Here is a 15,809-nt window from a genome sequence, read left to right on the forward strand (position 1 = left end):
GCTCTCTATATGAGGGCAAAACAGCGTATTTCAAGTTACATCACCCGACACGCAAAGCCTTTCAAATACAGCCCTTCAGGATAAGTCGCGATAACCGGGTGATCGGCAGCCTGTCGGAACTGCTCTATAAATTGTACATCACGCCCGGCATCCACAGCGGCGTCGGCCAAAATTTTCTGGAACAGATCGGTCGGCATCAGCCCGGAGCAGGAGAAGCTGAGCAAAATGCCGCCCGGGTTCAGCAGCTGCAGCGCCAACATGTTGATATCTTTGTAACCGCGGCAGGCGCTGGCCAGCTGGTTTTTGTTTTCGACGAACTTCGGCGGATCCATGATGATCAGATCGAATTTTTCGCCCTGGGTGCGGTAGCGGCGCAGCAGCTGGAACACGTCATCACGCACAAACTCCGCCTTGCTCAAATCCAGCCGGTTCAGCTCGACGTTCTGTTTGGCGATATCCAGCGCCGCCTGCGAGGTATCTACGCTGATCACCTGCTCACAGTCGCCCATCAGGGCCGCGACGGCGAAGGCGCCGGTGTAGGAGAAACAGTTCAGCACCCGTCGGCCGGCGGAATAATTGCGCGCCGCCAGGCGGCTGTCGCGCTGATCGAGGTAAAAACCGGTTTTATGTCCTTGCTGAATATCCACCAGCAGCTTCATGCCGTGTTCGGTAATCGGCAACAGCGCAGGCGGCAGATCGCCCAACACCTGGCCCTGCGTCAGCGGCAAACCTTCTTTTTTGCGCACCGCAACGTCGGAGCGGTCATAAATAGAGCACTCCGGGTAGCAATGCTGCAGGGCGGAAAGCAGGGCGGCGCGTTGATACTCGGCGCCGGCGGACAGCAACTGCAGCACCAGGAAGTTCTGGAAACGATCGATGGTGACGCCCGGCATGCCGTCGGATTCGCCGGCGATCAGGCGGTAACCGTCCAGGCCGTCGCGCTGCGCCACCCAGTCGCGCCAGCTTTGCGCCTGCTGTAAACGGCGAATAAAGAAGTCGATGTTAACCTCTTCATCCTGCTGGAAGGTCCAGACGCGTGCGCGGATCTGCGACTCGGGGGAGTAGGCGCCGCGCGCCAGCCATTTGCCCTGGCTGTCATGGATATCGATGGTTTCACCGGAAAGGGCTTTGCCCTCAACGCGTTGAACGGCGCCGGAGAATACCCACGGATGGCGACGGAGCAAGGACTTTTCACGTCCTTTGGCGAGAATTAAGCGTACGGTCATAATTAACAATGCTGCCAGCTAGATAAAAAAGGGTGACACCGCCGTGCAGGCGCACGGAAATGCCATAACGAAATCGATAAGGAGCTGATTATGACACAGGTTTGCATTGCTGCGTATGTGTATGGCGTGGTGCAGGGGGTGGGCTTCCGCTATTCCACCCAGCATCAGGCCACGGCGCTGGGGTTAACCGGCTACGCGCGCAACCTCGATGACGGCAGCGTCGAGGTGGTGGCCTGCGGTGAGCCGGCGCAGGTGGACAGGCTGATGGAGTGGCTGAAGCAGGGCGGCCCGCGCAGCGCGCGCGTCGACCGCGTGCTGGTGGAGCCGCGGGGGGTTGCGGACTACCCGAGGTTCGACATTCGCTATTAGCGGATCAGATGCACTTTACCGGTTTCGGCAGGCCGGCGATTTTGGTCGCCTGCTTGGCTGGGCCTTTCGGGAATAAACGGTAGAGGTAGCGGCTATTGCCTTTTTCTTCGCCGTATTTTTGCGCCATCGCCTTGACCAACATGCGGATCGCCGGCGAGGTATTGAATTCCTGGTAGAAGTCGCGGACAAAACGCACTACCTCCCAGTGCGCCTCGGTGAGCGCGATCTCCTCTTCGGCGGCCAGCAGCGGCGCCAATCCTTCGTGCCAGTCCGCGCTGTTTTTCAGGTAGCCCTGCGCGTCGGTCTCGATAACCTGACCTTCAAACTCCAACATACTGCCTCGGTAATGGATAATTCGGAACGGCGGCCAGTTTAGCAAACTTTTGGCGCAGCCAAAAATAAAGCCCCGCGTAGGCGGGGCTTTGGACGCTGCGTTGATGCGAATCAGTTGCTGCGGGCGAAGCCCAGGATGCTCAACAGGCTGATGAACATGTTGTAGAGCGAAACGTACAGGCTGACGGTGGCGCGAATATAGTTGGTCTCGCCGCCGTGAATGATGTTGCTGGTTTCCCACAGGATAGCGCCGGCGGAGAACAGGATGAACAGCGCGCTGATCGCCAGGTGCAGGGCCGGGATCTGCAGGAACAGGTTGGCGATAACCGCCACCAGCAGCACCACGAAGCCCGCCATCATCATGCCGGAGAGGAACGACATGTCCTTGCGGGTGGTCAGCACGTAGGCCGAGCAGCAGAAGAACACCGCCGCGGTGCCGCCCAGCGCCAGCATGATCAGGTCGCCGGCGCCGGCATTCAGGAACGAGCTGAGGATCGGCCCCAGCGCATACCCCATGAAACCGGTGAGCGCGAAGGCGGCCAGAATCCCCGCCGGGCTGTTGGCCAGCTTATGGGTCAGGAACATCAGCCCATAGAAGCCGACCAGCATCAGCAGCAGGCCCGGGGCCGGCAGGCCCAGCATGGTGCTGGCGGTGGCGGTCAGGGCGGAAAAGGCCAGCGTCAAAGACAGCAGGAAATAGGTATTGCGCAGGACTTTATGCGTGCTGAGCAGCGAGTCGCGCGCGGAGGATGAGACGACAATGCGGTCCATAATGATCTCTCTTATCAGGTCATCACAAAATTAATCACGATGATAGGCAGCGCAAGCATTTGATTAAAGTTTGTTTACCAATCTTTACCCTTAGTTATCATTGCTGCAACAGTGAGCGCCGGCCGGGCGTTTCTTCAGCGGCCGAATGCCGGTTGCTGGTTTTTCACGCGGTTGAACGGCCCTGGGCTTTACAAGCGGATCCGCTCTGTTTATAGTTCGGCTCGTTGCGGAGGGGTGGCCGAGTGGCTGAAGGCAACGGTCTTGAAAACCGTCGACGGGAAACCGTTCCAGAGTTCGAATCTCTGCTCCTCCGCCATACATTCTGACCCCGCGCTCTGATGAGCGCGGGGTTTTTTGCTTTATGAACTTTGCAGCATGCCATGAGTCATTGATTTCATTTGCTGTGCTTTACCTCCTGCTGCTCCCTGCCTACTAAATGGGCGTACCCTTTACCGTAACGGTCCGACGTCAAACCCCGGCAATTTATTGAAAGCGTTAATTACTCAACGCTCCAAGATCCTCCCTTGCTCTGATGCATTCGCTGGAAAGTTGCCAGAATATTGCCCTCGTTAATCTCCGACGGTTCACCCCCTTAAATTGCAGGTCAGGGAAATCTTTTCCAACGGACTGGCCGTTGCATCTCTAAGTTGCGGTGTAAATAGCTTCATCGCAAATACAAGTTTGCCTTGGGGGAGCGATAAACGTTTCACTTAATAGAATCGGTAAAAAATATTAGCTTGATGAATGTTTTTTCAATTCATTATATCCGAGATGAAAAATGGCGACATCAACGTTGTATTTTTCGTAAAAACGCCAAAATCAGATATTTCTCGCCATTGATTATATTTCGCGCCACCTGAAGGTCCGATCTGGCACGGTCGTTTTTTGAATACCTTGCTCCATAGGGCCTGAATGAGTTTTCGTAAGAAAGTTCTTATAAATCATCAGGGTGATCTTTTTTTGGCAAAACAACCAACCGTAATAATTGGTTACAATTAATGAATTTTAATCACCTCGATAACGTTTCTACACTCCGCCTATAGGTTTTTGTCCGAAATTTTTCAGTTTCAGACAAATGCTTAAAACACGTGTCATGCTTGCTGGTGAATGGAATATACCCGCTTTTTCTTCCGGATTTTGATTTGCGTTGGATAACGCAAGCCGGAGGGTTGTTTTTTCAGGGTTAGCTTTTCTTATTATTTCTCAGTGGCATTGACCATTTCTATTCTCTATAGAACAGGGACAGCCATGTCTAACTCCTATCAGTCCGAGATCCCCAAGGCCCGCGTTAATATTCAGTTAAGCCTGCATACGGGCGGTGCGCAGAAAAAAGTCGAATTGCCCCTCAAGTTGATGGTGGTAGGGGATTACAGCCACGGTGCCGAACAACGTCCGGTGTCGGAGCGTGAGACGGTCGGCATAAATAAAAACAACTTCGACAAAGTGCTGGCTGAGTTTTCCCCTTCAGTGTGTCTTTCCGTAGAGAACACCCTGGCCGGTGACGGCAGCGAAGAAAACGTCAGCCTTTCCTTCCACGAAATGAAAGATTTCGAACCCGAGCAGGTAGCCGCCCAGATACCTCAGTTGAAGGCCATGCTCGCCATGCGCAATCTGCTGCGCGACTTGAAGGCTAACCTGCTGGACAACGCGACCTTCCGCAAAGAGTTGGAAAAAATCCTGCTCGACCCTGCGCTTAGCGCTGAACTGCGCAGTGAGCTGTCTGCTCTGGCGCCGAAACAACCATAACGGCCGCGATATTTAACGGATTAATGAAGGAAATGCTGATGTCTGTAAAAAATGAGAATACCGCCGGCGCTGGGAACGTGGTACTGGAGCGTCCGGAAGCCGGGGGGGTATACGCCTCCCTGTTTGAAAAGATCAACTTAAACCCGGTTTCCGAGCTGAGTGCGCTGGATATCTGGCAGGATGCGCAGGCGATGTCGGATGCGACCGCCGACGAGCGCCTGACAGCCGGTATGCAAGTGTTTCTGGAATGCCTGACTAAAGCGGGCTCAAAAGTCGAGAAACTGGATAAGACCCTGATTGACCACCATATCGCAGAGTTGGATTACCAAATTAGCCGCCAACTGGACGCGGTAATGCACCATGAGGCATTCCAGTCCGTTGAGTCACTGTGGCGCGGCGCCAAGTCACTGGTCGATAAAACCGATTTCCGTCAGAACGTTAAAATCGAGCTGCTTGACCTGTCGAAAGACGATCTTCGTCAGGACTTCGAAGACGCGCCGGAGATTATTCAGAGTGGACTGTATAAACACACCTATATCGATGAGTACGATACCCCGGGTGGCGAACCTATTGGCGCACTGATTTCCGCCTATGAATTTGATGCGTCAGCGCAGGACGTGGCGTTACTGCGCAATATCTCCAAAGTCTCCGCTGCGGCGCATATGCCGTTTATCGGTTCGGCTGGACCTAAGTTCTTCCTCAAAGACAATATGGAGGACGTGGCGGCCATCAAAGATATCGGTAACTACTTTGACCGCGCCGAATACATCAAATGGAAATCCTTCCGCGAGACGGACGACTCCCGCTATATCGGTCTGGTGATGCCGCGCGTACTGGGCCGCCTGCCGTACGGTCCGGACACCGTGCCGGTGCGCAGCTTCAACTACGTCGAAGAAGTGAAAGGCCCGGATCACGACAAATATCTGTGGACCAACGCTTCCTTTGCGTTTGCCGCCAACATGGTGCGCAGCTTCATCAACAACGGCTGGTGCGTGCAAATCCGTGGCCCGCAGGCCGGTGGCGCCGTTCAGGACCTGCCTATCCATCTGTACGATCTGGGCACCGGCAATCAGGTGAAGATCCCGAGTGAGGTGATGATCCCGGAAACCCGCGAGTTTGAATTCGCCAACCTCGGCTTCATTCCGCTGTCCTACTACAAAAATCGCGACTACAGCTGCTTCTTCTCGGCAAACTCCACCCAGAAACCGGCACTGTACGACACCGTCGATGCGACGGCCAACAGCCGCATCAACGCGCGTCTGCCGTACATCTTCCTGCTGTCTCGTATTGCGCATTACCTGAAGCTTATTCAGCGTGAAAACATCGGTACCACCAAGGACCGTCGTCTCCTGGAGCTGGAGCTTAACGCCTGGGTTCGCGGTCTGGTGACGGAAATGACCGATCCGGGCGACGACCTGCAGGCGTCTCACCCGCTGCGCGATGCGCAAGTCATCGTGGAAGATATCGAGGACAACCCGGGTTTCTTCCGCGTGAAGCTGTATGCGGTACCGCATTTCCAGGTGGAAGGTATGGACGTGAACCTGTCGCTGGTTTCCCAGATGCCGAAAGCAAAAGCCTAATAAGGCAGGAAGCCGATGAAAACGGAACAACCGTTATGGGGCAGGGGCATCATGATCTCTCCCCAGCATTTCCAGCAACAGGCCGCGTATGCGGCCTGGTCCGCGGAATGCATTGCCCGAATGGGACTCAATCATCCCTGGGGGATGATTGAGTCTGTCTTTGAACCGGACGCACTGAAGCTCGGCCGTCTGCAGGCCCGTAAGCTGCATGTCCGTTTCCCGGACGGGACGCTTATCGATACAGATAATGCCGATGCGCTGCCCCCGGTTCTGTCACTGGACAGCGAATCGCGTGACGTGGTGGTGTTACTGGCGCTGCCCCTGCTGCGGGCGAATGGCGGCAACTGCCTGAAACCTGATGAGGTGGCCGATCGTCCGGTGCGTTTCCGTCAGCGTTGGCGAGACGTGCGTAACCAGTTTGGTGAAGACCTCCGCCAGATTGCGGTGATGCAGCCGGAACTGACGCTGCGCTTTGCCCATCAAAACAACAGCGATTATCTGACCTGCCCGGTGGCCCGTCTGCAGCAGGACTTGCAGGGCGTCTGGCGGCTTGATGACGGATTTCTCCCGCCGCTGCTGACCGTACAGAGCAGCCGCTGGCTGGCGACCCAACTCGAACAGCTGATGACACAGCTGCGCGCCCGTCTGACCCGTTTGATGGCTATGCGCCGCGAAAGCAATGAGCGGATGGCGGATTTTGCGGTGGCCGACGTGTCTCTCTTCTGGCTGCTCAATGCCCTGAACAGTGCCGAGCCGGTACTGGGCCAGTTCCAGCGCAATCTGCAGAGCCCGGCAGAACGCCTTCATACCGAACTGTCCCGCCTGGCCGGCAGTCTGCTGACCTTCTCCCTGGAACATCAGGTGAGTGTGATACCGGCCTATCAGCACGAGCGACTGAATGCCGTTTTCCCACCGCTGTTTGATTTACTGAGCGACTTGCTGGAGGCGAGCCTGCCGTCTCGGGTGGTGTCAATTGAGCTTGAGCACGATAAGCGGCTGCACTTTTGGCAGGCACGTCTGCACGATCCCCGTCTGCGTGAAGGTGCCGACTACTACCTGTCGGTGCGCTCCCCGATGCCGGTGGCGCAGCTGCAGGAGCAGTTCCCGCGCCAGTGCAAGGTGGGAAGCCCGGATCATGTCAGGGGCATCGTGAACTCCTCACGCGTCGGGGTTCCGTTGACACCGCTGCGCCATGTGCCGGCGGCCATTCCACTACGTCTGGAGAACCAGTATTTCAGCCTCGATATTTCCCATCCCCTGGCAACTGACATGCTCGACAGCGGCAACTGCATGTTTTATGTCCCGGGTATGCTTGGTGAGCCGGAGCTTGAACTCTTTGCGGTGCTGAGAACATGAGCGAACGTCAACGCGGGACCGCCGCGTCCATTGATATCGATGCCCTGCTGCAAGACACCTGGCTACAGGCGATTAGCCTGCGCCACGGCCCGACATTCCAGGACGGGGAAGGCCGGATGCTGTGGGAACGCTGCATTGCTGATGTCGAGCGTGTGCAGCGTGAGCTGAAAGCGAGCGAGCTCGATGAGGCCAGCTGTCAGCATATTCTCACTGCGCAGTGTGCGCTGCTCGATGAGGCGGTCAAAGGCCGCGGCGTGGAGGATGACGCCTGCGTGCAGTGGTATGACATTCCCCTGCAGGGGCATTTCCTCGGCACCATGGATGCCGGTGACACCCTGTGCGATCGGATGCGCGATGTGCTGCGTGAACCGGCTCCTGACCAGGCTGTCGTGACCTGCTTTCAGCGGGTCATGATGCTGGGGTTCCTCGGCAGTTTCCGCTCAGTGAACGACCCGGAGCGCCAGAAACTCGTCAGCGCACTCAGTGAACATGTCCCGACCTTCAGCTATCCGCAAACCCATCCTGTACTGGCGGGAAGCAGTGCCGGGCGGGGAATGGGGGGATGGCTGGCGTCATGGCCCGTGCGTATTGGCCTGAGCGTGGTGGCGGTCGCCGCCCTATGGTGGGGGCTGAGCAACTGGCTCGATCAAATGCTGCTGACCCTGTTGCCGGGAGCCGTGAAATGAGTCCCGCACAACAGCGCGGGCTTGCGCTGTGGGCCGTCCTGCTGAGTGCAGTGGTCTGCCTGGTTTTTCTGCCTGCATCCCGGCGGGTGTCCGTTCTTGTTTTTCTGGTTGTTCTGGGGCTGATTGCGGCGTCCTGGTACATCGCCAGCCGTCGTGTTCAGCACGACGTCGCCCTGCATCTGGATGACCTCCCGGAAGCCACGTACCGTCAGCCGGTGGTGCTGGTCTGCGGCGATCTGCCGCTGGCCTGGCGGCATCAGTCACCGGTGCTCACTGTTACGCAGGGGTGCTGGATCCGCGTGGAGGGTTTTCAGGATCTGGAGCAGGCAGCCCGTCAGGTACTGTGGCAGCGCCCTGACTGGGGGCGCCAGCTGTCGGTGATGGTCAGCGTCTGCCCGCAGAAGCTCGCCGACTGCGAAGCACTGACCAGTCGCCTGCTGGCCCTGCGCTGGCAGATCAGCCAGTTGCGCAAGGATACCGGGCATTCCGTGCCGCTGGTACTGAATGGTCAGGTCGGGAGCGCGATGACGAATGACCTGCTCTGGCAGGCGGCGATCCCGGGAGAAGGGATGAGGGTCTGGCGTGAGTCTTCAGCACCGAGCTCTATCGCCGCATGGGTCACCACCGGCGGAACGCCAGCGATGCAGCAACAGGTGCTGATGAACAGCCTGATGAGCTGGTTCCATCAGCACGTCGAAGCCGTCTTTTTGGATGAGAACCCCGATGTTCCGGCCATCGCACCTGCAGCGGTGCTGTGGGGAATGGGGCCTATCCTTGCCGGGAGCCTGGCGTCATCGGCCTGGACGGCGTGGTTGTCCCGTCACACCGCCATGCAGCAGGTGACTGGCTGGCAGCCGGTGGGGACGGACAGTACGGTGATATCGCCGTTCCCGGATTTCATCCTGCCGCTGCTGCCGGAAGGGCGGGGATTAACCTCGCGGGGGCGTGCCTGGCGCTGTGCACTCGGGATCTTCACTCTGGCGGCCATTGCGGCACTGCTCGGCAGTGGCTGGAACAATCGCCAGCTGCTGCACCGCGTGAGCTTCGATATTGCCCGCTATGACCGTATCCCGATGGATGATTACGGTCCGAAAGCCGACGCCGTCGCGGTGCTGCGAGAGGACGCCGCGCAGTTGGATGGCCAGGCGCGTAATGGCGTACCGGCCCGGATGAGCCTCGGCCTGTATCAGGGCGAGCGTCTGCGTATGCCGGTGCTGGATGCGATCCGCTCGTATGTTCCGCCGCCACCGCCGTCCAAACCGCAACCGAAGCCGGCCCCGAAAATTGTGCGGCTCGACAGCATGTCGCTGTTCGATTCCGGCAAATACGTGCTGAAGGCGGGCTCCACCAAAATGCTCATTAACTCCCTGGTGGGCATCAAAGCCAAGCCGGGCTGGCTGATTGTGGTAGCAGGCCACACGGATAACACCGGGAATCCAGCACTCAATCAGGCACTTTCCCGGAAACGTGCCGCAGCGGTACGTGACTGGATGCGCGATACCGGCGATGTGCCGGAAAGTTGTTTTGCGGTGCAGGGCCATGGCGAAAGCCGCCCTGTCGCAACCAACGACACCCCGGAAGGCCGTGCGCTTAACCGACGTGTCGACATCAGTCTGGTACCGCAGGCAGATGCCTGCCGGATACCGGGCAACACCCCGACGTCATCACAGGATGATGGCGTTACCGACAATTAATGGAGAGTAATTAACATGGCAATTCCAGTTTATCTTTGGCTGAAAGACGACGGCGGCGCGGACATTAAAGGGTCTGTAGATGTTAAAGACCGCGAAGGCAGCATTGAAGTGGTGGCGCAGCAACACAACCTGTATATCCCGACCGATAACAACACCGGCAAGCTGACCGGCACCCGTATCCATACCCCGTTCCTGTTTACCAAGGAAATCGACTCCTCCAGCCCCTATCTGTACAAGGCAGTGACCACCGGTCAGACCCTGAAATCCGCCGAATTCAAGTGGTACAAAATCAACGACGCCGGTCAGGAAGTTGAGTACTTCAACACCAGGCTGGAAAACGTGAAGGTGGTGAAGGTGAACCCGGTCATGCATGACGTGAAAGACCCGGCTTACGAGAAACACAATCACCTCGAACAGCTTGAACTGCGTTACGAAAAAATCACCTGGACCTACAAAGACGGCAACATCATTCATTCCGATTCATGGAATGAGCGCGCCACCGCCTGATTACGCGTCATATTTCGCGTAATCCTCGTTCTTAAGCGGACGGGGAATACCTGTCCGCAAAGGAAAACACAATCTGCCCGCCTGACCTGATGCGCTTTAGGCTCCTTATGACAAGGAAACAGCGATGGGCGGTAGCGTGCCTGAAGGTCCCCAAACAGCGAGTTCAAGAACATGGAAAAAACGGCAATTCTCCTGCGTCGTCTCAACCCCTACTGCGCCCGTGCGATGGAAGGGGCGGCTTCACTCTGCCAGACCCGTGCGCATGCGGAAATTCTGCCGGAGCACTGGCTGCTGAAATTGCTGGAGCAGGGCGAAGGTGACCTCACGGTGCTGGCGCGTCGCTATGAATGGGATATGGATACCCTGTGGCAGGATTTACTCGGCTGGCTGGATAAACAACCGCGCTCTGCGCGCCACCGGCCCCAGTTATCTGACAACATCCAGACCCTGATGCAGGACGCCTGGATGCGGGCGTCACTGGCAGGTGAAGAACACATTCGCAGTGCCCATCTGCTGATGGCACTGCTGGATAAACCGAAACTGGCACGCTGTGATGGTCTGTGGCCGCTGCTGACACTGGGCCAGAGCCAGCTGGAGCGCCTGCGTCCGTTGCTGGATGCGCAGTCCGACGAACGCCCGGATGCCCAGCAGGCCGAGGTCCTGGCGCAACGTCACGGCAGTGAAGTGGAGTTTGTCGGCCGCCCGGTCGGCGCAGAACCGAAAGAAGGTGAACTGAATCCGGTCCTGCAGAATGCGCTGGATAAATTCACCCTTGATGTCACCGCGAAGGCGAAGGAGGGCAAGATTGACCCGGTGTTCGGCCGTGACACCGAAATCCGCCTGATGGTGGATATTCTCTCCCGCCGTCGTAAAAACAACCCGATCCTGGTCGGTGAACCGGGCGTGGGGAAAACCGCACTGGTCGAAGGCCTGGCGCTGCGCATCGCCGAAGGCAATGTGCCTGAGTCGCTCAAACCTGTTGTTCTGCGTGCCCTCGACCTCGGTCTGCTGCAGGCGGGGGCGGGCGTAAAGGGCGAATTTGAACAGCGTCTGAAAAACGTGATTGAGGCGGTGCAGCAATCACCGAAGCCCATTCTGCTGTTTATCGACGAGGCGCATACCCTTATCGGCGCCGGCAATCAGGCGGGCGGCGCGGATGCGGCCAACCTGCTGAAACCGGCGCTGGCGCGGGGTGAACTGCGCACCATTGCCGCGACGACCTGGTCCGAATACAAGCAGTACTTCGAGCGCGATGCCGCCCTGGAGCGCCGCTTCCAGATGGTCAAGGTGGACGAACCTGATGATGACACGGCATGTCTGATGCTGCGCGGCCTGAAATCCCGCTATGCCGAACACCATAACGTGCACATCACCGACGACGCGGTGCGTGCCGCAGTCACGCTTTCTCGCCGCTATCTGACCGGCCGTCAGTTGCCGGACAAAGCGGTTGACCTGCTCGATACCGCAAGCGCCCGTGTGCGCATGAGTCTTGATACCGTGCCGGAAGCGATAGTGCGCCTGAAGGCGCAACTGACTGCGCTGGCGCTGGAAGAGCAGGCCCTGCTGGACGATATCGCGGTCGGGGGCACTGCACAGCGCGACCGTCTGAGCATGATTGAACAACAGCGGCAGGCAAAAACCGATGCTCTGGCGCAGCTTGAATCCCGTTTTATCGACGAAAAATCGCTGGCACAGCAGCTGATGGCCAGCCGGAAAGACATCAGCCAGCAGGCAGAAATCGTGGCGCTGCAGCAACGGCTGGAAAATGAACAAAAGGGCGAGGCCCTGATTCAGGTGGATGTGGACACTCGCACCCTGGCTAACGTGATTGCCGACTGGACCGGAGTGCCGTTTTCATCATTGATGAAAGACGAGCAGGCCGAACTGCTGAACCTGGAAGAGGAAATCGGCAAACGCGTTGTGGGCCAGGATGCAGCGCTCAACGCCATCGCCCAGCGCCTGCGCGCCGCCAAAACCGGGCTCACGTCCGAAAACGGCCCGCAGGGCGTGTTCCTGCTGGTCGGCCCGAGCGGCACCGGTAAAACCGAAACCGCGCTGGCGCTGGCCGATGTGCTGTACGGCGGCGAAAAGTCGCTTATCACCATCAACCTGTCGGAGTACCAGGAGCCGCACACGGTTTCTCAGCTGAAAGGCTCGCCACCGGGCTACGTCGGGTACGGCCAGGGCGGTATCCTGACCGAGGCGGTGCGTAAGCGGCCGTACAGCGTGGTGCTGCTCGACGAGGTGGAGAAAGCGCACCGCGACGTAATGAATTTGTTCTATCAGGTGTTTGACCGGGGCTTTATGCGCGACGGCGAAGGGCGCGAAATCGACTTCCGTAACACCGTGATCCTGATGACCTCCAACCTCGGCAGCGACCCCATCATGCAACTGCTGGATCAACAACCGGAAGCCACCGAAGGCGACCTGCACGCGCTGCTGCGCCCAATATTGCGCGACCACTTCCAGCCCGCGCTGCTGGCCCGCTTCCAGGCGGTGATTTACCGCCCGCTGAGCGAGCCCGCGATGCGCATCGTTGTTGAAATGAAACTCGGGCAGGTGAGCAAACGCCTGCACCGTCACTACGGCTTGACCACGCATATTGATGAGAGTCTGTATGACGCGCTCACGTCCGCCTGCCTGCTGCCGGATACCGGCGCGCGCAACGTCGACAGTCTGCTGAATCAACAAATTCTGCCGGTGCTGAGTCAGCAGCTGCTGACCCACATGGCCGCGAAACAGAAACCACAGTCGTTACGGCTTGGCTGGCGTGAGGAAGAGGGCATCGGGCTGGAGTTTGGCCATATGCAAGGAGAGAGCGTATGAGCACCAGTCTCCCGATTAAATTCAGCCATAACCACCACCTGCTGGCGATAAAAGGGTGTGAAGCAGAGCTCGATGTGCTGGCGTTTGAAGGCGAAGAGGCCCTGAGCAAGCCGTTCAGCTACCGTATTGAGTTCACCAGTAGCGACCATGCCATCAGCAAGGAAATGATGCTGATGAAAGCGGCCTCCCTGACGTTGCAGGCCCCGCTGGACCAGGGTTACGGCATTAAAATGCAGCGGGCCGTGCGCACTCTTCAAGGGATAGTGAGCGGTTTTGAACGCCTCAACACCTCTAAGGATGAAACCCATTACGCCCTGACGCTCCAGCCACGCCTGGCGCTGCTTGACCGTTCGCACCAGAACGCGGTTTATCAGGACATGTCGGTGCCGCAGATTGTGGAAAAAATCCTGCGCGAGCGCCACAGCATGCGCGGCCAGGACTTTCTGTTTTCGCTCTCAAAAGAATACCCGCGCCGTGAGCAGGTGATGCAGTACGGCGAGGATGACCTGCACTTTATTGCTCGCCTGTTGGGTGAAGTCGGCATCTGGTTCCGTTTTACCACCGATACGCGCCTGAATATCGACGTGGTGGAGTTTTACGACGGTCGGCAGGGTTATGAAAAAGGCCTGACGCTGCCGTCGGTTCCGCCGTCGGGCCAGCACTCGCAAGGCATGGACTCGGTCTGGGGCATGGAGAGCCATCACAACGTGGTGCAAAAGCAGGTCAGCACCCGCGATTACAACTACCGCCAGGCCACCGACGACATGAACACCCAGATCGATGCGACCCGCGGCGACAGCACCACCTACGGCGAGGCTTACCACTATGCCGACAACTACCTGACGCCGGGCAGCACTTATGACCGTAACCCGGCTCCGGAGTCCGGCGCGTTTTATGCCCGCGTGCGTCATGAGCGCTACCTGAACGGCCAGACCCGACTCAGCGCCATCACCAGTTGCCCGACACTGGCGCCCGGACAGGTGCTGAAAGTCACCGGCGGCTATGAAGTGGCGGAGGCGTTCAGCCAGGGCGCGCTCATCACCGGGATGAAAAGCGCGGCCCGCCGTGATAAAGATTTTGAGGTGCATTTCAGCGGTATCCCGGACAGCACCGATTTTGGCTTCCGCCCGAAACCCGGTGAACGCCCGGTGATGGCCGGCACATTACCGGCACGGGTGACCAGCACCACGGAAAACGACACCTACGGCCATATCGATAAAGACGGCCGCTATCGCGTCAACATGCTGTTTGACCGCGATAACTGGGAAACCGGATTCGAGAGCCTGTGGGTGCGTCAGTCTCGCCCCTATGCCGGCGAGACCTATGGTCTGCACCTGCCGCTGCTGGCGGGTACCGAAGTGGCGATTGGCTTTGAAGACGGCAATCCGGACAGGCCGTACATCTCCGGGGCGCTGCACGACTCCGCGCACGGCGACCACGTCACCATCCGCAACTACAAGCGCAACGTGCTGCGCACCCCGGCTAACAACAAAATCCGCCTCGACGATGAACGAGGGAAAGAGCACATCAAGGTCAGCACCGAGTACGGCGGCAAGAGCCAGCTGAACCTCGGCCATCTCGTCGACGGTGAAAAGCAAAAACGGGGCGAGGGGTTTGAACTCAGAACCGACAGCTGGGGTGCCATCCGGGCGCAGAAAGGGATATTCATCAGTGCAGACGGCCAGGCAAAGGCGCAGGGCCAGGTCCTTGATATGGAGCCTGCGCTCGCACGGCTTTCAGCAGCATTAGTGGAAATGGAATCTCTTGCTGTCAGCGCACAGCAGGCTCAGGCACTGGCTGCCGATGTTGGCCGTCAGCAAAAACTCCTGAAGCAAAAAATCGAACAATTGCATGAAGAGGTGATCTTGGGCAGTGCGCCAAAGGGCATGGCGTTGGTAAGTGGTGAAGATATGCAGTTATCAGCCAGTGATAATCTGACGCTGACGGCAGGCAAACAACTGGATGTCGGAGCGCAGAAAGATTTCACGCTGGCTGCGGGTAAGCAACTCAGCCTGTACAGCCGTGAAGGTGCAAAATTGTTTAGCTCGCATAACGATATTGATATTCAGGCTCAGGGCGGAAATATCACCACTTGGTCCACACAGGACACGCATATTTCGAGTGGCAAGAGACTAGTCGTTACGGCACAGGACGAGCTGATACTGATATGCGGAGGCGGCTACATCAAAATCAAAGGCGGAAATGTTGAAATTGGCGGGCCGGGCAAATTACTCATCAAGAATACGGGCATCAAGAAGGCCGGTTCGGCCAGTATGCAGGGGGTGATGAAGTCATTTGAGCCGGAGAGTTTTGATGAGAAGTTTGTTATCAGAAATGCATTGACAAAAGAACCATTACCCGGCAAGGCCTATAAGATCACTATGCCAGATGGTTCAGTAACGGCTGGTATCACTGATGCATCAGGCGCAACCTCACTCAATGCATCGGATGTTGTTGATGACATGTTTATCACTCTTGTAAAAGGATCATAAATACAATGATAAGAAGAACATTATGCTGGGATTAACCTATGTTGTCTTTATATTGTACTCGTTAGTAATAGGTGTGGTTGGTTCCATGTTTATTTGGATGCTGTCAGGGAAGGTTAATAAATTTAGTACGTTCATTCTTATTTTTGGTGTAAGTGTTTTTGTTTCATTTGTAGTTCTAACTGCGATGCAGGTTGTGGGGGTTCCGGTAGTAAGATGATTTGTT

The 15,809-nt window shown here is 57.4% G+C and carries 12 protein-coding genes and 1 tRNA gene; 10 read left to right on the forward strand and 3 right to left on the reverse strand.

What is annotated here, in order from left to right:
* Nucleotides 1-35: 35 nt before the first annotated feature.
* The gene (rlmI, locus tag CKW09_RS09025) at nt 36-1,226 is read right to left on the reverse strand and encodes a 23S rRNA (cytosine(1962)-C(5))-methyltransferase RlmI (RefSeq protein ID WP_061797991.1); all 1,191 of its coding nucleotides are present in this window, start codon (nt 1,224-1,226) and stop codon (nt 36-38) included.
* A gap of 90 nt (nt 1,227-1,316) precedes the next feature.
* Between rlmI and yccX the strand changes: the two genes are divergently transcribed.
* Nucleotides 1,317-1,595: an acylphosphatase gene (gene yccX / locus CKW09_RS09030; protein ID WP_061797990.1), complete on the forward strand. Its 279-nt coding sequence runs from the start codon at nt 1,317-1,319 to the stop codon at nt 1,593-1,595.
* Between the two features lie 4 nt (nt 1,596-1,599).
* On the opposite strand, the gene tusE is transcribed toward yccX, so the two are convergent.
* Nucleotides 1,600-1,929, reverse strand: a complete 330-nt coding sequence (gene tusE, locus CKW09_RS09035; protein WP_061797989.1) for a sulfurtransferase TusE — start codon at nt 1,927-1,929, stop codon at nt 1,600-1,602.
* Nucleotides 1,930-2,039: 110 nt separating this feature from the next.
* A complete protein-coding gene (gene yccA, locus CKW09_RS09040) occupies nt 2,040-2,699 on the reverse strand; it encodes an FtsH protease modulator YccA (protein WP_061797988.1) in 660 nt (219 codons plus the stop codon).
* Nucleotides 2,700-2,927: 228 nt separating this feature from the next.
* Between yccA and CKW09_RS09045 the strand changes: the two genes are divergently transcribed.
* The 9 genes from CKW09_RS09045 to CKW09_RS09085 all read left to right on the forward strand — a co-directional run bounded on the left by CKW09_RS09045 (nt 2,928) and on the right by CKW09_RS09085 (nt 15,586).
* Nucleotides 2,928-3,015 (forward strand) — tRNA-Ser (locus CKW09_RS09045).
* 932 nt (nt 3,016-3,947) lie between these two features.
* The gene (gene tssB / locus CKW09_RS09050) at nt 3,948-4,445 is read left to right on the forward strand and encodes a type VI secretion system contractile sheath small subunit (protein ID WP_095096841.1); all 498 of its coding nucleotides are present in this window, start codon (nt 3,948-3,950) and stop codon (nt 4,443-4,445) included.
* A 32-nt stretch (nt 4,446-4,477) separates the two neighbouring features.
* The gene (tssC, locus tag CKW09_RS09055) at nt 4,478-6,025 is read left to right on the forward strand and encodes a type VI secretion system contractile sheath large subunit (protein ID WP_095096844.1); all 1,548 of its coding nucleotides are present in this window, start codon (nt 4,478-4,480) and stop codon (nt 6,023-6,025) included.
* Nucleotides 6,026-6,040: 15 nt separating this feature from the next.
* Nucleotides 6,041-7,381, forward strand: coding sequence for a type VI secretion system baseplate subunit TssK (gene tssK, locus CKW09_RS09060; protein WP_061797985.1), 1,341 nt, complete (start codon nt 6,041-6,043; stop codon nt 7,379-7,381).
* Nucleotides 7,378-8,067, forward strand: a complete 690-nt coding sequence (tssL, locus tag CKW09_RS09065; RefSeq protein ID WP_061797984.1) for a type VI secretion system protein TssL, short form — start codon at nt 7,378-7,380, stop codon at nt 8,065-8,067. The genes tssK and tssL overlap by 4 nt, the downstream gene beginning before the upstream one ends.
* The gene (locus CKW09_RS09070; protein WP_095096847.1) at nt 8,064-9,761 is read left to right on the forward strand and encodes an OmpA family protein; all 1,698 of its coding nucleotides are present in this window, start codon (nt 8,064-8,066) and stop codon (nt 9,759-9,761) included. Before tssL ends, CKW09_RS09070 begins: the two co-directional genes overlap by 4 nt.
* Nucleotides 9,762-9,776: 15 nt before the next feature.
* Nucleotides 9,777-10,268, forward strand: coding sequence for a type VI secretion system effector Hcp (gene hcp, locus CKW09_RS09075; RefSeq protein WP_061797982.1), 492 nt, complete (start codon nt 9,777-9,779; stop codon nt 10,266-10,268).
* Nucleotides 10,269-10,439: 171 nt separating this feature from the next.
* Nucleotides 10,440-13,094 (forward strand): type VI secretion system ATPase TssH, encoded by a 2,655-nt coding sequence (gene tssH, locus CKW09_RS09080; protein ID WP_095096850.1) that lies wholly within the window; start codon nt 10,440-10,442, stop codon nt 13,092-13,094.
* Nucleotides 13,091-15,586, forward strand: a complete 2,496-nt coding sequence (locus CKW09_RS09085; protein ID WP_095096853.1) for a type VI secretion system Vgr family protein — start codon at nt 13,091-13,093, stop codon at nt 15,584-15,586. Before tssH ends, CKW09_RS09085 begins: the two co-directional genes overlap by 4 nt.
* Nucleotides 15,587-15,809 lie beyond the last annotated feature (223 nt).

This window comes from Serratia ficaria (assembly GCF_900187015.1).
Lineage (GTDB): Bacteria > Pseudomonadota > Gammaproteobacteria > Enterobacterales > Enterobacteriaceae > Serratia > Serratia ficaria.

Coding starts and splice junctions, on each gene's coding strand:
- tusE (WP_061797989.1), bottom strand. CDS start 1,929: ATGTTGGAGTTTGAAGGTCAGGTTATCGAGACCGACGCGCAGGGCTAC.
- yccA (WP_061797988.1), bottom strand. CDS start 2,699: ATGGACCGCATTGTCGTCTCATCCTCCGCGCGCGACTCGCTGCTCAGC.
- tssH (WP_095096850.1), top strand. CDS start 10,440: ATGGAAAAAACGGCAATTCTCCTGCGTCGTCTCAACCCCTACTGCGCC.
- tssC (WP_095096844.1), top strand. CDS start 4,478: ATGCTGATGTCTGTAAAAAATGAGAATACCGCCGGCGCTGGGAACGTG.
- CKW09_RS09085 (WP_095096853.1), top strand. CDS start 13,091: ATGAGCACCAGTCTCCCGATTAAATTCAGCCATAACCACCACCTGCTG.
- tssK (WP_061797985.1), top strand. CDS start 6,041: ATGAAAACGGAACAACCGTTATGGGGCAGGGGCATCATGATCTCTCCC.
- tssL (WP_061797984.1), top strand. CDS start 7,378: ATGAGCGAACGTCAACGCGGGACCGCCGCGTCCATTGATATCGATGCC.
- tssB (WP_095096841.1), top strand. CDS start 3,948: ATGTCTAACTCCTATCAGTCCGAGATCCCCAAGGCCCGCGTTAATATT.
- rlmI (WP_061797991.1), bottom strand. CDS start 1,226: ATGACCGTACGCTTAATTCTCGCCAAAGGACGTGAAAAGTCCTTGCTC.
- hcp (WP_061797982.1), top strand. CDS start 9,777: ATGGCAATTCCAGTTTATCTTTGGCTGAAAGACGACGGCGGCGCGGAC.
- yccX (WP_061797990.1), top strand. CDS start 1,317: ATGACACAGGTTTGCATTGCTGCGTATGTGTATGGCGTGGTGCAGGGG.
- CKW09_RS09070 (WP_095096847.1), top strand. CDS start 8,064: ATGAGTCCCGCACAACAGCGCGGGCTTGCGCTGTGGGCCGTCCTGCTG.